The organism is Pseudalkalibacillus hwajinpoensis (genome assembly GCF_015234585.1).
Taxonomy (GTDB): Bacteria; Bacillota; Bacilli; order Bacillales; family Guptibacillaceae; genus Guptibacillus; species Guptibacillus hwajinpoensis_B.
Map to the genome: position 1 here is coordinate 357,023 of NZ_JADFCM010000001.1, position 22,353 is coordinate 379,375.

24 protein-coding genes and 1 riboswitch are annotated in these 22,353 nt (G+C 45.2%); of the genes, 22 read left to right on the forward strand and 2 right to left on the reverse strand.

What is annotated here, in order from left to right; all coding sequences use genetic code 11:
* Nucleotides 1–3: 3 nt before the first annotated feature.
* Complete coding sequence (gene sat / locus IQ283_RS01800; RefSeq protein ID WP_194218450.1) at nt 4–1,161, reverse strand: sulfate adenylyltransferase; 1,158 nt, start codon at nt 1,159–1,161, stop codon at nt 4–6.
* Between the two features lie 254 nt (nt 1,162–1,415).
* Between sat and IQ283_RS01805 the strand changes: the two genes are divergently transcribed.
* The 22 genes from IQ283_RS01805 (at nt 1,416) to IQ283_RS01910 (ending at nt 21,524) form a co-directional block, all read left to right on the forward strand.
* The gene (locus IQ283_RS01805) at nt 1,416–1,826 is read left to right on the forward strand and encodes a BlaI/MecI/CopY family transcriptional regulator (protein ID WP_194218451.1); all 411 of its coding nucleotides are present in this window, start codon (nt 1,416–1,418) and stop codon (nt 1,824–1,826) included.
* 1 nt (nt 1,827) lies between these two features.
* On the forward strand, nt 1,828–2,670 hold the full coding sequence (locus IQ283_RS01810; RefSeq protein ID WP_194218452.1) for a M56 family metallopeptidase: 843 nt from the start codon (nt 1,828–1,830) through the stop codon (nt 2,668–2,670).
* Nucleotides 2,671–2,729: 59 nt separating this feature from the next.
* Nucleotides 2,730–3,119, forward strand: coding sequence for a DoxX family protein (locus IQ283_RS01815; protein ID WP_194218453.1), 390 nt, complete (start codon nt 2,730–2,732; stop codon nt 3,117–3,119).
* An 11-nt stretch (nt 3,120–3,130) separates the two neighbouring features.
* Nucleotides 3,131–3,835: a DsbA family protein gene (locus IQ283_RS01820; protein WP_194218454.1), complete on the forward strand. Its 705-nt coding sequence runs from the start codon at nt 3,131–3,133 to the stop codon at nt 3,833–3,835.
* Between the two features lie 166 nt (nt 3,836–4,001).
* A complete protein-coding gene (locus IQ283_RS01825) occupies nt 4,002–4,412 on the forward strand; it encodes a ferritin family protein (protein ID WP_194218455.1) in 411 nt (136 codons plus the stop codon).
* Between the two features lie 402 nt (nt 4,413–4,814).
* Entirely contained in the window at nt 4,815–5,504 is a 690-nt protein-coding gene (locus tag IQ283_RS01830; protein WP_194218456.1) for a response regulator transcription factor, read from the forward strand.
* A 1-nt stretch (nt 5,505) separates the two neighbouring features.
* On the forward strand, nt 5,506–6,510 hold the full coding sequence (locus IQ283_RS01835) for a sensor histidine kinase (protein ID WP_194218457.1): 1,005 nt from the start codon (nt 5,506–5,508) through the stop codon (nt 6,508–6,510).
* A gap of 95 nt (nt 6,511–6,605) precedes the next feature.
* Complete coding sequence (locus tag IQ283_RS01840; protein ID WP_098445333.1) at nt 6,606–7,289, forward strand: ABC transporter ATP-binding protein; 684 nt, start codon at nt 6,606–6,608, stop codon at nt 7,287–7,289.
* Nucleotides 7,286–9,868, forward strand: coding sequence for an ABC transporter permease (locus IQ283_RS01845; RefSeq protein WP_194218458.1), 2,583 nt, complete (start codon nt 7,286–7,288; stop codon nt 9,866–9,868). Before IQ283_RS01840 ends, IQ283_RS01845 begins: the two co-directional genes overlap by 4 nt.
* A gap of 248 nt (nt 9,869–10,116) precedes the next feature.
* Nucleotides 10,117–10,301, forward strand: a riboswitch (cobalamin riboswitch).
* A gap of 138 nt (nt 10,302–10,439) precedes the next feature.
* Entirely contained in the window at nt 10,440–11,423 is a 984-nt protein-coding gene (locus IQ283_RS01850; protein WP_194218459.1) for an ABC transporter substrate-binding protein, read from the forward strand.
* A complete protein-coding gene (locus IQ283_RS01855; RefSeq protein ID WP_194218460.1) occupies nt 11,407–12,447 on the forward strand; it encodes a FecCD family ABC transporter permease in 1,041 nt (346 codons plus the stop codon). The genes IQ283_RS01850 and IQ283_RS01855 overlap by 17 nt, the downstream gene beginning before the upstream one ends.
* Nucleotides 12,448–12,449: 2 nt before the next feature.
* Entirely contained in the window at nt 12,450–13,919 is a 1,470-nt protein-coding gene (locus tag IQ283_RS01860; RefSeq protein ID WP_194218461.1) for an adenosylcobinamide amidohydrolase, read from the forward strand.
* Nucleotides 13,916–14,878, forward strand: a complete 963-nt coding sequence (gene cbiB, locus IQ283_RS01865) for an adenosylcobinamide-phosphate synthase CbiB (RefSeq protein WP_194218462.1) — start codon at nt 13,916–13,918, stop codon at nt 14,876–14,878. Before IQ283_RS01860 ends, cbiB begins: the two co-directional genes overlap by 4 nt.
* Entirely contained in the window at nt 14,856–15,920 is a 1,065-nt protein-coding gene (gene cobD / locus IQ283_RS01870) for a threonine-phosphate decarboxylase CobD (RefSeq protein WP_194218463.1), read from the forward strand. Before cbiB ends, cobD begins: the two co-directional genes overlap by 23 nt.
* Complete coding sequence (locus IQ283_RS01875) at nt 15,908–16,471, forward strand: bifunctional adenosylcobinamide kinase/adenosylcobinamide-phosphate guanylyltransferase (protein ID WP_194218464.1); 564 nt, start codon at nt 15,908–15,910, stop codon at nt 16,469–16,471. The genes cobD and IQ283_RS01875 overlap by 13 nt, the downstream gene beginning before the upstream one ends.
* Nucleotides 16,468–17,955 carry a cobyric acid synthase gene (locus IQ283_RS01880; RefSeq protein ID WP_194218465.1) on the forward strand — a complete coding sequence of 496 codons (1,488 nt, stop codon included), beginning with the start codon at nt 16,468–16,470 and terminating at the stop codon, nt 17,953–17,955. Before IQ283_RS01875 ends, IQ283_RS01880 begins: the two co-directional genes overlap by 4 nt.
* A complete protein-coding gene (gene cobS / locus IQ283_RS01885; protein ID WP_194218466.1) occupies nt 17,952–18,743 on the forward strand; it encodes an adenosylcobinamide-GDP ribazoletransferase in 792 nt (263 codons plus the stop codon). Before IQ283_RS01880 ends, cobS begins: the two co-directional genes overlap by 4 nt.
* Nucleotides 18,701–19,315, forward strand: coding sequence for a histidine phosphatase family protein (locus tag IQ283_RS01890; protein WP_194218467.1), 615 nt, complete (start codon nt 18,701–18,703; stop codon nt 19,313–19,315). The genes cobS and IQ283_RS01890 overlap by 43 nt, the downstream gene beginning before the upstream one ends.
* Nucleotides 19,267–19,701 carry a bifunctional adenosylcobinamide kinase/adenosylcobinamide-phosphate guanylyltransferase gene (locus IQ283_RS01895; protein WP_194218468.1) on the forward strand — a complete coding sequence of 145 codons (435 nt, stop codon included), beginning with the start codon at nt 19,267–19,269 and terminating at the stop codon, nt 19,699–19,701. Before IQ283_RS01890 ends, IQ283_RS01895 begins: the two co-directional genes overlap by 49 nt.
* Before the next feature lie 16 nt (nt 19,702–19,717).
* On the forward strand, nt 19,718–20,308 hold the full coding sequence (locus tag IQ283_RS01900; protein WP_194218469.1) for a cob(I)yrinic acid a,c-diamide adenosyltransferase: 591 nt from the start codon (nt 19,718–19,720) through the stop codon (nt 20,306–20,308).
* Between the two features lie 2 nt (nt 20,309–20,310).
* Complete coding sequence (locus IQ283_RS01905) at nt 20,311–20,796, forward strand: ECF transporter S component (RefSeq protein WP_194218470.1); 486 nt, start codon at nt 20,311–20,313, stop codon at nt 20,794–20,796.
* On the forward strand, nt 20,793–21,524 hold the full coding sequence (locus IQ283_RS01910; RefSeq protein WP_194218471.1) for an ATP-binding protein: 732 nt from the start codon (nt 20,793–20,795) through the stop codon (nt 21,522–21,524). Before IQ283_RS01905 ends, IQ283_RS01910 begins: the two co-directional genes overlap by 4 nt.
* A 77-nt stretch (nt 21,525–21,601) precedes the next feature.
* Here IQ283_RS01910 and fbpA read toward each other — a convergent pair whose 3' ends face one another.
* Nucleotides 21,602–21,766 (reverse strand): Fur-regulated basic protein FbpA, encoded by a 165-nt coding sequence (fbpA, locus tag IQ283_RS01915; RefSeq protein WP_194218472.1) that lies wholly within the window; start codon nt 21,764–21,766, stop codon nt 21,602–21,604.
* Nucleotides 21,767–22,353: the final 587 nt, after the last annotated feature.

The following is a 22,353-nucleotide window of genomic DNA, read 5'->3' on the forward strand; positions in this document are numbered from 1 at the left end:
GCATCATACGTCTTCATAATCGTGCTGCACCTCATCCAATAGAATCTCAATTACTTCAGGGCGAGAAAACTCTTTCGGAGGTCTTTGGCCATTCTTCAGCATTTCTCGGACCTTTGTGCCGCTTAGATGAATGTGAAATTCGCCATTGTGCGGGCACGTTTTGGCCGTAGCCATGCTCGAACACTTGATACAATAAAACGCGTGCTCGAAGGCCATAATCTCAATGCCGATTTCGTCTTTCGAAAATTGGTGAAAAATGTTCTGTGCCGCGAACGTATCGTAATAATCGCCAACACCTGCGTGGTCACGGCCAACAATAAAATGTGTGCAGCCAAAGTTCTTCCGAACGAGACTATGAAAAATCGCCTCGCGCGGGCCAGCATACCTCATCGCGGCTGGGAATACGGAGAGAATGACGCGATCAGACGGATAATAGTTTTCTAAAAGAGCGCTGTAGCTTTTCATCCGAATATCCGCTGGAATGTCATCTTTCTTCGTTTCGCCAACGAGTGGATGGATGAGAAGGCCATCAACGGTTTCAAGTGCCGTCTTTTGAAGGTATTCATGTGCGCGATGAATCGGATTGCGCGTTTGAAAGCCAACGATTGTTTTCCAGCCGCGTTGTTGGAATGTCTCTCTTAATTCTGCCGGCGTTTGAAAATGGTCTTGAAGAGCTGTTGGGTGCTGAAGGAGCGTGATTGGGCCACCGAGGTTAAACGCTTCCTGCTCGTACGTTTTTTGAACGCCTGGATGCTCAGCGTCGATCGTTCCATAGACGAGTCGAGCTTCTTCTGTTTTGTCTGCTTCATAAATATCTTCTACTTCCATTAGTCCATAGATCTCCCCGTCTTCACCCTTCAGGCAAACAGTAGGACTAGAAAAAATCTTGTCACGCGTTTCTTCGGAAACAGAAAGTGTAATAGGCAAGCTCCAGATTGTCCCATTTGCGAGTCTCATTTTATTTAAAACGTGCGTATAATTTGTTTGATTCATAAAGCCCGTTAACGGACTAAAAGCACCTATTGCAATCATATATAAATCAGATAAATTCCATGGTGTTAAGGTGACGACCGGCAACATTGTGGCCTTCTCGAGAAGCGCCAGGCGATCCTCTTCACATGGAATGCGGTTTATTAGCTGACCGCCATGTGGTTCTATCATAAATAAATCTCCCTTCTTGCTTGTTCACATATAGAGTTGCTACTAGCTTATGAAAGAAGGAGAGGAGAAGAGAGGGCTAAGGAGAAAAATGGATGAAGGGGGTTTTTAAAAGGGGGTCAGGCGCGAGCCTGCCCCCCTTCAAGTACAACTGTCTCCGCACCAAAGACACTCCAACACAGTCGGAGATATCCTCTCTTTTGCTTCTTGACCCTACCACACTTTTGGACTACACTGTGTAGTGTGAGGTGGAAGCGATGAAAATTCATCAGTTTAAAACGAATGAAACAGGGTTAAACCGCTTTTTCGGCTCTCTTGAAGCGAAGGTTATGGACATCCTCTTCGAAGGTCCAGAAATGACGATCAAAGATGTGAAGCAGAAGCTCGATCAAGAGAAAAGTACGAACTTTAACACGGTTATGACGGTGATGAATCGTCTCGTGGATAAAGGAATCCTAGTAAAACGAGTTGAAAAGCGCACATCAATGTTTAAGCCGCTTCTATCGAAAGAAGATTTTTTACAAACGCAATCGAAGGAATTAACACAGGATCTAATGGATGAATTTGGTCCGCTTGCTGTGAATCATATGCTTGATGCGCTCGATGAAGCGGATCCAGTTTTGATCGAAAAGCTTGAGCAAAAAATCAAGCAGCTAAAGGAGAAGTAAGATGAGAATAAAACAGCCGCGATTTTTGTTTATGCTGTCTTTTTTTCTTGTAGCCACGATGATTGTTCAAATGTCACTATACAGTCTGCATTTATACTCGAACTGGACGCTTATGTTAAGCGTACTTGAAGCCTGCCATAATATGCTTCGTGCGATCGGACTATCATCTATGAACATGCTATTAGAAGCTCTGATTCTCTCAACATTTTTATTGATCGTGATGATGGTCGTGAAGCAAATTTATCGATATGTCACCTTTTCGAAACGGCTGTCGCTTCTTCGTGAAGACACTGTCACACAGGAAATCATTCAGAATTTCGATTTAGGAAAGCAGGCACTCGAGGTAATTAGAAGCGATGAGCCTATCGCTCTTACTTATGGAATGATTAGACCCAAAATCGTTCTGTCGACTGAACTAGTTAGCATGTTGAGCAAAGAAGAGCTGCGCGCCGTGATTTATCACGAAACTTTTCATCAGCAGCATCGTGATCCATTGAAAAAATTTATCATCACCCTTCTCGTTCACGCGCTTTGGTACGTGCCGATTCTGAAATGGGTATCGAATCACTATCACACGCTACGCGAAATTGCCGCGGATCGGTTTGCGATGAAAGAAGCAAATATGCTGGATCTTAGTAGCGCGTTATTAAAACTATTAAAAAGCGATCACCGACAGCGTCATGCGTTTGCCGTATCTTTCGCGGAAACGTCTGTGAACGATCGCATACAACATATTCTTGCGCCAGAAAAAGAAGTGCATGTAACGTTGCCTGTTGGTACAGTCCTTTACTCACTTTATATTGTGTTAGGGTTATCCATCATGTTTATGGTGGCTACACCCTAGTTCTTTTTCGAAAACGAACACTACGACATGTAGTGTCAAAATTAGGAGGGAGTTAATTTATGAATTTATCACAAAACGTTGCTCTTGTCGTATTACGAATCGTACTCGGTCTCATTTTTACGGTTCACGGTCTTGATAAATTTGCTGGAGGGATTGGGAATACTGCTGGCTTTTTCGAGAGCATTGGCATTTTGGGTGGTTTAGCGTATGTCGTTGCAACGATTGAACTAGTCGGAGGTCTTCTTATGATCGTAGGACTAGGCACACGCATTGTTTCTTTTCTTTTCATTATCGTCATGCTAGGAGCGATTTTTACGGTTAAACTAACAACAGGATTTATCGGAGGCTACGAATTGGATCTTGCCCTTCTCGGTATGTCAGTCGCTGTATTGATTGGCGGAGGCGGAACGATTTCCGCTGATTACAAATTCTTTTCGAAACAATCATAGGAGGAAGAATGATGGCAAATAAGAATAAGAAAAAGCAACCGAACAAGCAAGCAAAAGCTAACGCGCAGAAAAAAACGAATACTTGGATCTACTGGCTAGTGGCAGCAATCGCTGCAGTTATCGTAATCGTGATCGTCGTCTCAAGCGGCTCGAGTTCCGATGGTTCAGAGGAAGAAGCGATGGAGCAACCATTTCTCGGGGATGAAAATGCGCAGGTAGAAGTAATTGAATTTGGAGATTACAAATGTCCTTACTGTAAAGCATTCGAACAGTCCTTTTTCCCGCAAATTGATCAAGAGTTAATTCAAACAGGGGAAATCAAATTCTCTTTTATCAACTATCCATTTATTAATGTTGATTCTGATCGATCAGCTGAATTTGCTGAAGTGGTGTACCAGGAGCTTGGGAATGACGTGTTCTGGGATTTCCATTCATTAATGTATGAAAAGCAAACAGAAGGCACGGAAAAGCAGGACATCTACACAGAAGATTACCTTGTCGACACGCTAAAAGAAGTGACTGATGAAGAAAAAGCTGAACAGGTTCTTGCAGCTTTTAAAGATGGCGAAGGAGAAGCGGCGATCGACTACGACTTATCGAAAGCCCGTGACCTTGATGTTACTGGTACACCAGCACTCTTCGTGAACGGCGAGGCTTTTGAAGGACAAACAATTGATGACCTGAAGAAAATGGTAGAAGAAGCGAAGGAAGAATAAAAAGAAGGAATGAAAGTAATTAAAAAACCGTAGATTGTCCGTCTGTGACGGACAATCTACGGTTTTTTGTATTTTAGAGGGGTCATATTTTAGAGGGGTCAGGCACGTGTCTGACCCCTCTAAAATACACTATCTTATTCAAACACCCCAATAAAGGAGCGAGCTCATGTCTTATCTCTACCGAACACTTGCAGATGATATAGCGACTGCCATCAACGGTCAATACACCGCCATTCAATGCTATAAGAAGCTAGCGAGACTAGCGCCAAATGAAGCGGAAAGGAACCGCATTAAAGAAATTCGACAGGATGAAAAGAAGCATTTCAGAGCCTTTCAACAAATCTATACGCAAATAACTGGCCGACAGCATGAGCCCCAGATCGTTGAGGAATGTGCAACTGATTATAGATTAGGTCTCGATCTTGCCTTTAACGATGAGCAAAACACAGTCGACTTCTATCTTGATATCGCTGAACAAACGCAGGACCTGTATATAAAAGAAACGTTCAAAAGAGCAGCAGCGGATGAGCAAAACCATGCGGTGTGGTTTTTGTATATGTTAACGAAGAGAAGGTAGTAACAAATTGGCGGGGTTAAGGATGTGATTCCACTCTGACCCACCACACGTGAAAAAGCGGACAAGTTTCTTTTACTAAATGATATCAGCCGTGCAAGGCATCATAGCAATAAGTACATAAGCAAACTTTACAATCTTTGGGACATGATCTATATGATAGTATGTAAATATTGTACACTTGAAAAAGAGGAAATAGTTGAAAGGGGTCAGGCTCGAGCCTGACCCCACCAAAAGACAAAACAGTGAAAAGTGTTCCTCATCTAGGGACACTTTTGATATTTAAATTAATGTAAGTAGCTCCTTAAAAGCCTTATCATTAAAGGGTTTGAGAGGGAATAGAGGAAGGAGGGGGTCAGGTTCGAACCAGACCCCCAAAAAGAACACAAAATGAGGGTGCTCCAAATGAAACTATTAATGGTGGAAGATGATAAGACGATTGCAATGGGGCTTGACTATTCCTTGCAAAACGATGGATATGAGACCATTGTCTGCTATAATGCTGAATCGGCCAGGGAAGTACTTATGAAACAGTTGCATGAGATCGATTTATGTTTAATTGATTTATCCTTACCAGATGGTAGTGGGTATAATCTTTGTGAATTAGTGAAGAAACAGAGTGATAAACCAGTTATTTTTCTTACGGCATTTGATGATGAAGTAAATGTAGTAATGGGTCTTGATATGGGCGCGGATGATTATATCACAAAGCCGTTTCGCATTCGTGAATTACTTTCAAGAATTAAATCGGTTTTGCGTCGTTACAATAAGCAACCACAGCCAAAATCCACTAGCATCATCACGATTGAAGATATCCGAATCAATACGCTAGAAGGCAAGGTTTATAAAAAAGGAGAGGAAGTTCTTCTAACGGCACTCGAGTATAGGCTCTTTCTGATTTTTGCCAATCATGTTGGACAGGTTTTAACGAGAAATCAGCTACTGGAACGAATCTGGGATGTGGCTGGTGATTTCGTCAACGATAATACGTTAACGGTGTACATCAAACGTCTACGAGAAAAGCTAGAGGACAATGCACAAAGCCCGAAAATCATCAAAACCGTGCGCGGATTTGGTTATAAGGTGGGTGAGTAGGTTGTTGCGTAATCGTGAAATACACTTTCTTTTTCTCGTTATTGGGGGAATCATTCTTGTTGCAACGGGACTCGCTGTGTTCGTGCTTTCTTACCAAGCGGCACTCTTAACACTGCTTACCTCGATCGCGCTCGTTAGTTGTTTTGTGTTTTTTACAAGATGGCGGTACCGTGAAATCGAGCGGCTTTCTGGTTATTTAAGACAGATTAGTAGTGGGGATTATACGTTAGATGTGAGAAATAATCATGAGGGTGAGCTCAGTATTTTAAAAAATGATATTTATAAAGTTACGATGATGCTTTCAGAGCACCGTTCCCTTTTACAAGAAGACAAAGTGAAATTAACCAACGCGATTTCGGATATCTCCCACCAGCTCAAAACTCCGCTAACTTCGATGCTGGTGATGGTGGATTTAGTGAGTGATCCGAATTTAGATGAGGAGAAACGCGTTGAATTCACGACGAACATTCGCGTTCAATTAGAAAGGATCGAATGGCTAGTTTCTTCTTTATTGAAATTATCGAAAATAGATGCTGGAACGATTACCTTTAAAAAAGAGAGCATTTCCCCTCGGCAGGTGATCCAAAAAGCAGTAGAATCCATTCTCATTCCAGTCGATATTAAACAACAAAACTTAAGCATATCGGGTGACGACTCTGCCACTTTTGTCGGAGATGTTAATTGGACTTCGGAGGCGCTTTTAAATATATTAAAAAACTGCGTGGAGCATACCGGTGAGGGTGGAACGATTTCACTCTCGTATTCCGAGAATCCGTTGTATACCGAAATCATCATTTCAGACAATGGAAATGGCATTCCGAAAGAAGATCTGCCTTATATTTTTAAACGATTTTATAGGGGTAAAAATGCGGGAGACGATAGCGTTGTTATCGGCCTTGCGATGGCGTACAGCATTATCACCAGCCAGAATGGGGATATTGAAGTAACGAGTGAACAGGGTACGGGGACCGAATTTACTATTAAATTTTATAAGCAAGTTGTTTAGAAAGGCCAGGTGACTAAACTGTCACCTAAGAGTCACTTTAACGTCATTTTAGGCAGATAAACTGAAGGTACATTAAATTTATGGGGGAATCTGCAATGGATATTTTACAAATAGAAAATCTGTCTAAAGTGTATGGCAAAGGGGAAACGGCCGTGAAGGCACTTGATAACGTCTCGTTTTCAGTTAAAAAGGGAGAATTTGTCGTCATTATCGGCCCATCTGGTTCGGGAAAATCAACCTTGCTTCACCTACTCGGAGGCGTGGATCGACCGACAAGCGGCAACGTTCTCGTCGATAATACAAACATCTATCAACTTGATGAAACGCAGCTTGCTATCTTTAGAAGAAGGCAAATCGGGTTGATTTATCAATTCTATAATTTGATTCCGATCTTAACTGTGGAAGAGAATATCACTCTTCCGATGCTATTGGATGAACATAAAGTCGATCAAAAACAGCTTGAGAATATCGTCGGCACATTGGGCTTACAAAATCGACTTGGGCATTTGCCGAATCAGTTATCAGGAGGACAGCAACAGCGTGTGTCAATTGGAAGGGCACTCATTAGTAATCCTTCCATTATGCTCGCCGATGAACCTACCGGAAATTTGGATAGTCAAAACAGCAGTGAAATTATGGAACTGCTGAAAATGTTTAATAAAAATTACAACCAAACGCTGATTGTCATTACGCATGATGAACGCATTGCTTTACAAGCGGATCGCGTCATTTCGATTGAAGACGGGAGGATTGCCAAAGACGAGGTGATCCGTCCATGAACATCGTAAACAAACTGACCGTGAGGCATTTGAAGGAGAATAAAAGACGGACGCTGGTTACCATCATTGGTGTCATTATCTCCGTAGCGATGGTCATGGCTGTCGCGACGCTTGGTGTCTCGTTCATGGATCTCTTGCAACGACAATCGATCGCCACGGATGGAGAGTGGCATGTTCAATATGAGAACGTCGATTCCGATCAAATCGAAGCGATCGAAAGCAACGAATCAACCAAGACTCTGGTTCTCGCAAACGATGTTGGTTATGCCAAATTAGATGAAGCGAAAAATGAAAGTAAACCTTATTTGTTTATTAAAGAATACAATGCGCAGGGATTCAAAAACTTCCCAATTGAAATAAGCGAGGGACGCTTGCCGCAGGAAGACAATGAGATTGTGTTGTCTGAAGAAGTTGCGGGGAATGCAAAGGTGAAACACGGGATTGGCGATCAACTCACACTGAACGTTGGCGAACGCCAGATGAAAGGTGTTGAACGTCCTTTTTCTCAAAACGATCCCCTCCAAACGGATGTAGAAGGTATAAGTGAGTCATTAGAAAATGAGAACACGAGAACGTATACGATTGTAGGAACAATCAAACGTCCCACATGGGAACCCGCGTGGGCGCCCGGTTATACGGCGATTAGCTATGTCGATCAAAGCCTTATGAATAGCAAGGACACCGTTGATGCCGTCGTCGTGTTGGACAAAGTGAAACGATCTCTTTATGAGCATGCAGAAACGCTGGCGAAACAAAACAATATTGAAAACGTCTCGTTTAACGATGAACTGCTTCGCTACTATGGCGTGACCGATAACGATAACCTGTTAACAACATTGCTACTGTTAACCGGAATTATTATGAGCGTTATCATTATCGGTTCCGTTGCATTGATTTACAATGCATTTGCGATTAGTGTTTCCGAACGTTCGAGACATTTAGGCATGCTGGCGAGCGTTGGAGCGACGAAACGACAGAAGCAAACATCGGTCTTTTTTGAAGGAGCGATTATTGGCCTGATCAGTATCCCGATCGGAATTCTTGCTGGATTTGCTGGAATAGCGGCTACTTTCATGTTCATTAATTCCTTTATTGAAGGGGCGCTTGGGGGTACAGAAAAGCTCCAAGTCGTCGTAACGCCTCTCAGTATTCTCGTTGCCTGTGGGATTTCAATCATCACAATTTTTATTTCATCCTATATGCCAGCACGTAAAGCATCGAAGGTCTCAGCCATTGATGCTATCCGACAAACGCAGGATATCAAGCTATCTGGCAAAACAGTGAAGACTTCCAAACTGATTCGAAAATTATTTGGGATCGAAGCGGAGATCGGCTTGAAGAATTTAAAGCGGAATAAAAGAAGGTATCAGGTGACCGTTTTTTCACTTGTGATTAGCATTATCCTGTTTCTATCTGTTTCCTACTTTACGTCTAATTTAGAAAAATCTCTTGAACTATCCCAGCAAAATATCAATTTTGATATTCAAGTATGGGGAAGCGGTGCGGATGAAGGGGACCTTGAGCCTTATACAAGGCTTAAGAATGTAACGAAGTCTAGTATCGTGAAGGAGCTGAACGTTAACACCTATGTGGCTCGGGATGCGATCCCGCAAGCGTTAGAAGAAAATGTTCAGCAGGATGAGAGCATTCTCAAAGATGGCAAATATCCATACTACACGGTAATTCATGGATTGGATGAGCAAAGTTTTCAGGACTATGCAAAAAAAGTGGGCGTTGATGCAGAGAAGCTCAAGGGTTCGGACAATCCAACTGGCATTGTCATTGAGAACATCTCTTATATGGATCAAGAGACAGGTCAATTTAAAGAAACCAAGTCTATTAAGACCCAAATTGGAGAAAGCATCGACCTTTATAAGATGAACTATGAAACAGAAGAAGAAACGCTCATGAACAAAGTCGAGGTCAGTGCGTTAACGGATGAGGTGCCAATGGGAGTGCATACAGCTGGTATTGGTGGAATTGACGTCATTGTTTCTAAGGAAACCATGAATCAGTTGATCGATAAAGACGTCCAAGAAGACGTGCAAGCTTATCTGTATATGAACAGTTCAGATCCGATGGAGACGCAAGAAGCGATTGAAGATGAGAAAGGAACGAATCTGAATGTCTATAATGTTGTCCAAAGTAGACAGCGCGACAAGCAAATGATTCTGCTCATGTCGGTCTTCACGTACGGATTTATTTCGTTAATTTCCCTAATCTCAATCGCAAATATTTTCAATACCATTTCGACAAGCATTTCTCTTCGTAAGCGAGAATTCGCTATGCTAAAGTCCGTCGGGATGACCCCAAAAGGGTTCAATAAAATGATGAACTACGAAAGCATCTTCTATGGCATGAAAGCAATCCTCTACGGGATTCCAATCAGCATTGCGATCATGTTCCTGATGTATTTGTCATTTAGAAGTACGTTTGTCTACGGGTTCACATTGCCGTGGATGAGTCTTCTCTTTGTGATCATTGCCATCTTCATCATCGTAGGTTCGGCGATGTTCTACTCCATTAAGAAATTAGAGAAGAATAATATTGTTGATACGCTGAAGCAAGAGAATGTGTGAGGGTGAGCGGTGGAAGCGGCGGGGTCATGGTCATGCCTGACCCCGCCAAAAGACAAAAGCAACAAAAGTGTCCTTCAGTGAGGGACGCTTTTGTTGCTTTTATAAGCCTGAGAATTTCTTCGAAGCCTTAATGAATAAGGGGGATCGTTGTTGAATGATAGCGAACGGGTCAGAGAGGGGTCTGACCCCCTCAAAACACAACTGTTCCCCCCACTCTCGCAATCATGTATAATAAACCTGTTACCAATTACATAGTGATCGATTCAGGTGTCTTTTCAATGAAGACTTAATAGGGAAGCTGGTGCAATTCCAGCGCGGTCCCGCCACTGTAAATGGTCGCCTGCTGCAGAATCCACTGTTCGAAACAGCGAATGGGAAGGAGCAGCATGCGATAACCATGAGCCAGGAGACCTGCCTGAATCTAGCACGAACAGCCTACGAGGATAGGGATGTGCGAACGGATTCAGGTGTAGACTTTGGCACACCGTTACTTCCATTCGACCATCTCCATGCCCTCGTGCGTGGAGATTTTTTAGTTTAGAGACATCAGAAAACAGGAGGAGAAACACACATGAAAAAGCTTTATTCACTACTCGTTTTACTTTTTCTCGTTACAGGAATTATCGCAGGTTGCGGAGCGAGTGAAGAGAACAGCGCGACAAATGAAGGAAATGCGAATACAGAGCAAGCGGAACAGTCAGAAGATAGCGCTTTCCCAGTAACGATAACGGATGCGTTAGACCAGGAAGTTACGATCGAAAAAGACCCTGAAAAAATTGTCTCCCTGATCCCGAGTAACACTGAGATCCTTTTCGACCTAGGAGCAGGGGAAGAAGTCGTTGGCGTTTCTGACTTCGCCAACTATCCAGAAGAAACAGCTGATATCGAAAAAATCGGCGGCATGGAATTTAACGTGGAGAAAATCATTTCTCTAAAGCCTGATCTCGTACTTGCACACGGCTCAAGCGCACATAACTCAGAAGCAGGGCTACAGCAGCTTCGTGATGCTGGCATTACCGTACTCGTTGTGAACGATGCGAAAAGCTTCGATGAAGTGTACGATTCCATCGAAATGATCGGACAAGCAACGGGCGAAACGGAAGAAGCGGAAACAACGATCGATGAGATGAAGCAAGATCTTGAAGACATTCAAGCAAAAGCAGAAAGCATTAGTGAAGAAGATCAGAAAAATGTCTTCGTCGAAGTATCCCCTGCACCCGAAATTTACTCTCCAGGGAAGAATACGTTCATGGATGACATGCTAGCAATGATTCACGCGAAAAACGTGACGCATGACCAGGATGGCTGGAACCAGGTGGATCAGGAAGCGATTATTGAAGCGAATCCTGACGTGATCATCACAACATACGGCTACTATACAGAGAAGCCAGTTGAACAGGTGTTAAGCCGCGAAGGCTGGCAAGACGTGACAGCTGTCAAAGATGAACAGGTTGTCGATGTGCATTCTGACCTTGTTACACGCTCTGGCCCTCGTCTTACTGAAGGAGTAGAGGAACTTGCAAAAGCGGTTTACCCGGATGTTTTTGCTGAATAAACGTTTTATTGCCTATCCGATTGCGTTAGCACTCTTAATTGGTGCCATGCTCCTTGGCATTTCAATCGGTACTGTTTCAGTTCCAGTGCTTACCATTCTGAAATTAATCGGAAGCGAAGTTTTGCACCTTCCATTCATAGGCACAACCGATCCGATGTTTACAACAATTGTGATGGATATTCGCCTGCCGCGCGTCATTTTGGCAGGTATTGTGGGGGCGTCTCTTGCGATAGCAGGGGCCGCCTTTCAAGGTCTTTTACGCAATCCATTAGCGGATCCGTATGTGCTCGGCGTGTCGTCCGGAGCATCTGTTGGGGCCGTTCTCGTACTCTTTTTCAACCTATCATTGCCATTTGTCGGCATGTTCACCTTACCAGTTATGAGCATTGCCGCATCGATTCTTACCATTTTCCTCGTGCTTTTCTTTGCACGACAAATTGAGCGATCGATGCGCGTGGAGACGATCATCCTCACCGGAATTGTGTTTAGTTCATTTCTTGGCTCACTTCTGTCACTTATGATCGCTTTAACTGGAGAGGAGCTTCGTCAAATTATCGGCTGGCTTCTTGGAAGCGTGTCGATGCGCGGATGGGAATACATCGGGATCATTCTTCCCTTTTTCATCATTGGATCAGGGATCCTGCTCTTTAGCAGCAAGGAGCTGAACGCAATGTCGTTTGGTGAAGAACGCGCTCAGCATATCGGCGTGAACGTCGCGAAACGAAAGCTTTGGATTCTCATCGGCGGCTCGATTTTAACAGGGGCAGCTGTTGCGGTTTCAGGAACGATTGGCTTCGTTGGCCTTGTGATTCCGCATTTAACGCGCCTCCTATGGGGTCCGGATCACAGGCATTTACTGCCACTCTCCATTTTACTTGGAGCTGCTTTTCTAATCATCGCTGATTTAATTTCAAGAACGATCATTTCACCAACTGAGCTGCCGATTGGCGTCATCACTTCGCTTATCGGTGCCCCGGTATTTGCCATTATTTTAATAAGAAGACGTAAGGAAAGAAGAGGATAAGCATGCTAAGCGTACATTCTGTTACAGGAGGATACCCCGGTCACGACGTGCTTGATGACATCACGTTTGATGTGAATCAAGGCGAGCTTCTCGGCATCGTTGGACCAAACGGAAGCGGCAAAACGACTATTTTTAAAATGGTTAGCGGCATCCTGAAGGCAAAGTCAGGCTCAATCATGCTCAAAGATAAGCCGCTCTCAAGCTACTCAGCGAAACAGCTGGCGCGCGTGCTCGCGGTTCTTCCACAGCATGCGGATCAGGCTTTTCCTTATACCGTTAAAGAAACCGTTTCGCTAGGTCGCTATGCCCATCAAACGGGATGGTTTCAAATGTGGAGCGAGCATGACGAGGCGGTTGTACAGCGTACAATGGAGCAAACGGGAATCGCCGCCTTCGCGGATAACTACGTGAATGAACTCTCAGGCGGTGAGCGTCAGCGCGTCTTTCTCGCACAGGCGCTCGCGCAGGAACCTGAGATTCTCTTGTTAGATGAGCCAACGAACCACCTCGACCTTTCTTATCAAAAAGAACTGCTCGATCTCTTAAAAAAATGGACGCGCGAACAGGGGCTAACGGTGATTTCGATTTTTCACGACTTGAATCTGGCAGGTCTGTACTGTGACCGCCTGCTTCTTCTTGAAAATGGGAAAATCAACATGCACAACAAGCCAAATGACGTCCTAAACGAACAGCGCATTCAATCGGTTTATCGCACAAAAATTGAAAAGCATCCTCATCCGACCGTGCCAAAGCCACAAATGCTGTTATTGCCAGAAAAACAGGCAGAGGATCAAAGCGATCTCACTATTGATGAGCGCTACCTTGAGCGGTCAGAAAACATGATCACGCTTACCACACCATTTCCGCTTCGCACGATGTCTTCGGGTGTCGTAGGATCTGGAACTGGCTGGTATCGCACGTTCGTCAACCGACACGTCCCTAAAAGCTACAGTTGCTCAGATCATAAAGAAGAAATGGCGACGTTTTTAGAGGAGCACGGCATCGATCCGACAGAAACAGTTGGCATGATGACGGCCGTTCGATTAGAGGATGTCTCTTACCGCTTAGTAGAAGATGAAGGCGTTTCGGTATTTGTCGTTGTAACGGCAGGCGTTGGAAACGCCGTTGATGCCTCGAAAAGCGCAGAGCACGTATACGAGCCGCTCCCTGGAACGATCAACACGTGGATTTTCGTGAACGGAACGCTCACAGATGAAGCGTTCATCCAAAGCATCATGACCGCAACGGAAGCAAAGGTTAAGGTCATGCACGACCAGCAAGTAAAAGACTCGGTGACAGGCACCATAGCAACAGGTACTTCTACAGACAGCATTCTGATCGCCGCGACACAGCGTGGACAGCATCAGGCATACGCGGGCACGATTACAACGCTCGGAAAATTGATTAGCCTCGGCGTTTACAACTGTATGACAGAGGCACTTGAAAAGTACCGTACGAGGCTCTCGCTATGATCATGCATCACCTTCTTGCGATCAGCCTCGCTTTTTTTCTAGATCTATTGATTGGCGATCCACCAAAATGGCCGCATCCAGTGAAGTGGTTTGGCTCACTTATCAGCTTTCTCGACAAACGCTGGAACTATGGTGCGAACCGCAAACAAAAAGGTGCCCTCATGATGCTCACTGTTCTTGTTGTTGTGATCACACTAACCGGGTTAACCGTTTTTCTTGCCTACAACCTTCACCCGCTTGTGGGGATTTTCTTTGAAGGCATTCTCATCGCAACAACAATCTCACAGAAAAGCTTGCGAGAGGCGGCACTGGACGTATATAAGCCCCTTCAGCAAGGCGATATGCCAGAAGCGCGACGCAAGCTTTCCTGGATCGTTGGACGTGATACAGATCATCTCGATGAAAGTGAAATCGTACGAGGCACTGTTGAAACGGTTGCTGAGAACACTAGTGACGGCATTACGGCACCGCTATTCTGGGCACTTATCGGCGGTAGCGTTGGGGCGATGGCCTACCGAGCGATTAACACATGTGATTCAATGGTTGGCTATCGAAACGAAAAATATGAAGCATTTGGCTACGCCTCTGCGAAGCTTGATGACGCTGTGAACTGGATTCCAAGTCGCATTACAGGCTGCTGCATGATGCTTTCCAAAAAGCCTGAGCATACCGCAAGAAGCCGCGCCTGGCACGTTCTATTTCGCGATGCAAAACAGCATCCGAGTCCAAACAGCGGCTGGGGAGAAGCGGCAACGGCAGCGCTTCTCGGCGTGCAGCTTGGCGGGATAAACACATATAAAGGCATCGTCTCAAACCGTGCGCTGATCGGTGATCCCATCATCAAATTAAGCGGCATACATATTCCAAAAGCGATTGCGATCATGAATCGCACGAGCGTTCTTTTTCTACTTATCTTATGGATCGGAGGGCTTTTCATTGCTACCATCACACGGCTCTAATCCGCACTATTTATACGATTCGCTAAGCATCGCGCAGCCCGAGGAGACGCTCGATTTCAGCGCAAACCTGAATCCATTCGGTCCTCCAAAGGCGCTAATCGAAAAGTGGCCTGACGCTTTCAACCTTATCACAACATACCCTGATCCCCACGCCTCATCGCTAACGAAAAAGCTTGCAGCAATGCACGATACGGAAGAAAGTCACGTTCTCGTAGGTAACGGTGGTGCTGAGCTGATTACGCTCGTCGGCCGTTTTCTTTTTCATAAACGAGTTTGCATCGTGCAGCCGGCTTTTTCAGAATATGAAGAAGCGTGCCGTAGTGCAGGATGCGAAATCACTTACCATATGCTTGAAGAGGGATGGCGTCTTGACCCAAATCCACTTATTGAAATAATGAATCACCTTGACGCCATTTTTCTCTGTACGCCAAATAACCCAACTGGTGTTTCGTACGATGCTGAAACAGTCAGAACCTTGATTGCTGAAGCGGATAAGAGAGCTTGCTATTTGATCATCGATGAAGCCTTCGCTGACTTTTTACAAAAAGAGCCCTGTTATACCGTAGAGATCTTGACAAATAAGCGCTTGATTATTCTGCGCTCGTTAACGAAAATGTTCGCCATTCCAGGCTTACGTCTAGGTTATATGATGGCGCATCCTGAAGTGATTCGCACAGTTAAAAAGCTCAAGCCACACTGGAGCGTTAACGCTTTGGCGCTTATGGCGGGGGAGATTTGTATCGAAGAACAGGCGTATATGACGCTAACGCGAAAGTTTATCGAGGAGGAGCGGGAGAAACTCCAGACTTTTTTTGAAAAGCATCGCTATATCTACTCACGATCAAGCGTGAATTTTTATTTGCTAAAAGATCCTGAACAAATTGATCAAGCGCCGCTTCTACTTTACTTAATGAAAAACGGCATCGTCCCAAGGCATACGGAGAACTTTCCGGGTCTTAACGGGCGATGGCTCAGATTTGCGATTCGAACTTCCGATGAAAACGACCGACTCATGGAGGTGCTAGCATCATGGCGACGCTGATCTTTATAACAGGAGGCGTGAGGAGCGGGAAAAGTCGTTTTGCGGAAAAGCGAGCAGCTTCGGCCCGGACAGAAAACAGTACGCTTCATTACATCGCCTGCGGTCAGGCAAGTGACGTAGAGATGGAAGCGCGAATTCGCCGTCACCAGCAGGATAGGGAAAAAGCCATCGTTCCATGGCAAACAGTTGAATGCCCAAAGGATGTAGGAAGCGACACCGCGCAACTTGGGGCAAAGGCGGTTGTTTTGCTAGATTGCGTAACAACGCTTCTATCTAATGAATTGTTTCAAAACGGAGACTGGTCAAACGCCATTTTTCAGGAACAGACGAAACAGAAAATTCAGCGTGATATCGAAAAACTTAACGAAAGCTCAGAAGCCCTCGTCATTGTTAGCAATGAACTTGGGCATGAACCGTTAGAAGGGGAACTTGTCTCCGTTTATGCACGATTGCTTGGCGAGATTCATCAGTGGATTGTTAGCCAAGCGGACGAAGCTTATCTGATTGAAATGGGCCTGCCGCAGGTTATGAAGGGAGACGGAATCACATGAAGGGTGTCATGATTCAAGGCACAGCATCAGACGTTGGCAAAAGCTTGATCGTGACGGCCCTTTGCCGTCTTCTCGCAAACGAAGGCTATGCCGTCGCTCCGTTTAAATCACAAAACATGTCGAACAATTCTTACGTAACAATGGAAGGAAAAGAGATCGGACGGGCACAGGGCGCGCAGGCAGAAGCCGCTAGAACCGAAGCGAGCGTTTGGATGAATCCGATCCTGCTAAAACCAAGATCCGATCAGCATGCGGAAGTGATTCAGTTCGGAACCTCTTACCGTACGCTCTCGGGCAAAGATTACCGAGAATCGTACTACGAGATGGGCATAGAAAGCATTGAGCGTGCGCTCGATCACCTACAGCAAAACTATGATGTGGTTGTAATGGAAGGAGCGGGCAGCCCGGTTGAAGTCAATTTAAAAGATCGCGAGCTCGTGAACATGAAGGTGGCTGAAATGGCCGATGTTCCTGTCATTCTTGTGGCGGATATCGATCGCGGCGGCGTGTTTGCAAGCATCGTCGGCACGCTTGAGCTCCTGGATGCTCACGAGCGGAAGCGGGTAAAAGGCATCATCATTAACAAATTTCGTGGCGATCCAGCGCTCTTCGAAGATGGCATCACATGGCTTGAAGAGCGAACCGGTCTACCAATGATCGGCGTCCTTCCTTATGTGGAGCATCATGTGGAAGGGGAGGATTCTCTCTCGCTTACCGATCGGTTTACACAGAAAAAGGGTGCGCTTGAAATCGTCGTGCTTCAGCTTCCGTTTGTTTCCAACTATAGCGATATGGAGCCGTTTAACGATGAGGACGTCACAGTTCGCTGGGTGCAGCACTCGGATGAAGTTGGCGATCCTGATGCGGTCATTATTCCTGGAACGAAAAGTACCATCCGTGATTTGGATTGGTTGAAGGATCGAGGTTTTGACGACGTGTTACAAAGCTACATAGCACGTGGCGGAAGCGTTGTTGGCATATGCGGTGGCTATCAAATGCTAACGGAGACGCTGATGGATCCTTATGGCGCAGATACAGGGGAGCCTGGGAAAACGGTTGAAGGAATGGGGCTCATTCCCGCGCAAACGTCGTTTCATATAGAAAAAACAACCGTACGAGCAAGCGGTTCACTTCATTCAGCTACTAACCTAGCAATGCCAATTGAAGGCTATGAAATTCATCTAGGGGAAACACGTTTTGCTCATACAGCCAAACCTTTCCTCCAGATCGAGGGTCGGCCTGAAGGCTACTATGGTGAAGGAGGTCGCGTGATTGGTACGTATTTACATCATCTTTTTCATAATGATGAATGGCGAACCGAGTGGCTGAATCGTCTGCGAACGAGGAAAGGATTACCTCAACAAAAGCAACTCAACCGTGCGAGCATGAAAGAGAAAACGTACGATCATCTCGCTAACCAGCTGAAGCCACACTTGAACTGGGAGCTTATGAAAAGCATCATGTTTCAGCGTGTGCGCCAATGAGTTTGTGGCAAGGATTTCTTATTAATGTGCAATTTTTCACCGTTATCCCGGTGCGACGCGAACTTCCAATGGAGCGGGAGCCGTTAACGCGCTCGGTTCAAACGTTTCCGATTCTTGGACTGCTTCAAGGTATGCTATCGGCAGCGCTTCTCTACGGGCTCATCGAATGGACGCCTTTTTCGTCGCTAGCGATTGCGTTCATTACATGGGTGTTTCTGATGGCGCTAACGGGCGGTCTTCATCTTGACGGCTGGATGGATGCGAGCGATGCGTTTTTCTCGTATCGCGATTTAGGAAAACGTCTTGAGATTATGAAGGATCCACGGACAGGGGCTTTCGGCGTGCTTTCGGTGATTGTGCTTCTCTCGGCAAGGTTTCTTTTTCTTTATGAAATCATTCAAATGGCGACGTTCAGCTCGTATCTCCTCATTGCTGCCATACCCTTTTTAAGCAAAAGTGTGATGGGATATTTTCTGTTAAGCATTCAACCTTCGAAACAAGAGGGGCTTGCTTACTTTTTTCAGAAATCGATTCAGCGATCAAGCTTATGGATTTATCCGATTTATTGGATCGCGCTCATCGGAATGACGGTGCTACTCTCACTGGAGGTTTCTCTAGGCATGCTGTTGTTAAGTGCAATAACAGTTCTTTTTACGATCGCGATGAGAAGAAAGGTACTTAGCTGGTTTAACGGCGTAACCGGAGATGTGCTCGGCGCGAGCGTTGAAGGGATGGAGGTGATCTTATGGATGAGCGTGTGGCTATTACATTATTTCGTCATGGGATAACGGATGATAACAAGCGCGGTGCTTATATTGGCTGGACAGATACACCGCTTAATGAAGCCGCTGAACTTGCTACAGTCGACGCTGATCAGTACGATCTTATTTTCACGAGCGACTTGCAGCGATGCATGCAAACAGCGAAACGCCTCTTTCCGAATCGGAAAAGAATTCCCGTGCCTCTGTTGCGGGAAATCCTGTTTGGGGAATGGGAAGGAAAAACGTATGCCGACCTTGAACATGATATCCAATACAGAAGCTGGATTGATGATCCATTCACCATCTCTCCACCTGGAGGTGAGAACTACGCTCAATTTGGTCAGCGGATTGAAGAAGGGTTCAAATCGGTCGTCGAACAGGTCATTGAATCACAGAATCAGAGAGGCATCGTGATTACACATGGAGGCGTTATTCGCTATTTGCTAACCAAGTATGCCCCAGAAAAGCGTTCGTTTTGGGAATGGAAAGTTCCCCACGGTTCAGGAATTGAGCTTGAATGGAAACGAGATGATTTAAGGAGGGATATGCGATGCACTTCGTTACAGGAGGTGCCTATAACGGCAAATCAAAATGGGTGAAAACGTTCTACGGATTAACGGAGGATCACTGCTGGAGATCCGCTTATGACCAAATGAAAATCCCGCTTAATGTAAGTCGCTTCTACGGAGATGTCGTTGTTCTTGAAGGTGTAGAACAGTGGATTAAAGGACTTACGGCTGACTCGGGGCATGAAGAATGCCGGGCGATCTGGCAGTCGTTGCTAGGTATCTGGCGCTCGTGGGAAAGCGAGCAACATGAGCGAACGGTCGTAATCATAGGCGCGGATATTACTAAAGGAATCGTACCAATGGAAAAAGAAGAGCGCGAATGGCGTGATTTAACAGGATGGGCGTACCAGGATTTAGCGGCCATAGCCGACCGTGTTGATGTGATCTGGTACGGACTCAATCAGCAGTTAAAATAATCGAGGGGGAATAGGGATGAGAATTTATACACGAACAGGTGACGAGGGAAAAACGAGCATTATCGGGGGAAGAGTCGATAAAGACGATGTACGAGTAGAAGCTTACGGCACGGTAGATGAAGCGAATGGCTTCGTTGGACAGGCGATTGTCGAATTAAGCGAGCTTGGCTCAGATCAATTTACGGATCTTCTAGAAGATTTGGAAAAAATTCAGCATGAGCTTTTTGACTGTGGCGGCGACCTTGCGAACGTCTCACCAAAACGAGAAATGAAGCTAATGGAAGAGTCGATTACGTACCTTGAAGGACGCATCGATGAATTTATTGAAGAAGCGCCAGCGCTTGAGAAATTCATCTTACCGGGTGGAAGCAAGCCGTCCGCAACGATTCATATCGCTCGCACAATCACACGTCGCGCCGAGCGCCACGTTGTTACGTTAAATAAAGTAGAAGAAAACATTCCACCCGTCCCAATGAAATACTTAAACCGCCTATCAGATTACTTTTTCGCCCTTGCTCGCGTGATTAATTTCCGTTTGAACGTAAAAGACGTGGAGTACGCAAGAAGCGCGAAAGTATTCCGTGGCGGCAAGCGTAAAGGAGAGTAGGCATGTCGGGAAAACGCGCAAGCCTTCTCGCTATGTTCATTGCACTATCCGTTGTTGGCGCGCTTATTAAAATCCCATCCGTTATCGGAAGCGTTGCGCTCGATGCGTTTCCAGCTCTCGTAGCAGCCGTTCTCCTCGGAAGCAGGAGCGGTGCGGTGATCGCAGGATTCGGTCATCTACTATCTGCGCTTATTGTCGGCTTTCCGCTCGGTCCCATGCATCTACTAATCGCGGCAGAAATGGCGGTGCTTGTTTGGTTGTTTGGTGCGCTTTATGAGAAAAGTAAACGAAAAATAGCTGTTGGACTCTTTTTAGTAGGAAACGGAGTTATTGCTCCACTACCGTTTCTTTTTATGCTTGGCACGGGCTTTTACATGGCGATTATGCCAGGGCTAGTTGTTGCATCAGCGATCAATCTCGTACTTGCAATGGCTCTTATCCCACGCTTAGCAACGATTTTTGAGAAAAAAGGACTTGCGAGCTTATGAGAGACGGGACGATGATTCCTCTATATGATGAATATCTCGTAATTACAAGCGATAACAGCGGAGGCATCGGAGAGAAAGAGCATGATATCGTGAACGTGCCATATGATGTGCTTTCTTACTTCGCTTTTCGCGTTGCGGTAATGGAAAATATCGCGCATGGAGCAACGCCACTTTCTGTCGTTTTACATAACTTCTGCGGCGGCGCAAAGTGGGAGGAGTTTGTAAGCGGCATCGAGCGAGGAAAAAGAGAATTAGGCATGAACGAGCTGACAATCACAGGAAGCTCCGAAACAAATATGCCTCTCCTCCAATCAGCGCTTGGTGTTGTGGTGATTGGACGGAAGCGGCGTAACGAACTTCCGGAAGTATCGCTAAATAACGGTATCCGTTTTGCCGTAATCGGTAAACCGCTCGTTGGTGAAGAAGTGGTGAACGAGCCGAATGCGATAGCACCGCTTGATCTGTTTCGATGGGTGAGTGAACAAGAGGACGTTCGAGCTGTATTGCCTGTTGGATCAAAAGGGATACTGTATGAGTTAAATGAGCTTCTATCAGATGATGAAGTGATGGATGAACAAGTGATGGTAGACCTAGACGTTCATAAATCCTCAGGACCGTCTACTTGTTTTATTGTCGCTTATGGAGAAGAGATAGAGGAGCAGCTACGTGAACGAGCGGGTGGGCTTCTTCATGTAGTGGAAATTGAAAGGGGTCAGGCACGTGCCTAACCCCACATACAAACAAAAACCGCGCATTGTCCGCCCGAGGCAGACAATGCGCGGTTTTCTATCTATTCAAGTATTCTTTACAATGTTTTCATACGATTTTCTCTCTCATACTTCTTCTCAAGCTCTGTTAACGTAAGGCTATGAAGTTGAGTAAGGTCTTCTCGATTGTGTGGTGAATTTAGTAACTTGCGAATTAGGTAGGTTCGACGATCAATCATGCCTTTTCGGAGTTGAACTCCCATGAACACAACCTCCTTCCTTTACTATCAAGTTTGACTCTAGCATAACGCGTTTTGCTTCTTTTGTGTGTTAAGAAATTGTGAAGAAATTAACAAAGAATGTGGGAAAGGAGGGAGAAGTGGAGCGATGTGCGGTGAAGGGGGTCAGGCGCGCGCCTGACCCCCTTCACATACAAAAAAGAAGCAAAGTCCACTCCACACGGACATTCAAATGAGCTATACTCCCTGTTTCTTTAAAATTTAAGCTAACCCGATTTGCATTCAGAATAGGTTAAGAAGAAATATGCAACTAAGGTCTTTATTTTCTGAAAAATCACAAAAAACATTGCGTGTAGAAAAAATGTGTTTTATAATAACTCAGGTAAGCGCTTTCTTTTACTTTTTTAGGAAGGAGACTTGATTTGTGGATTTGAAAATAAGTGATAAGTCATGATTATGTCGCCGTTTTCACTGAGTTTTGTTTTCCAGGGGAAAAGTGCATTAATTATAAGGCGAACAATCATGGTACATTAATTTCGTTAATAAGGTAAGCGCTTTCCTTGTGAAGCTTATAAACATGTTATAAGTAGATTGGTTTAATTTATTTGCTC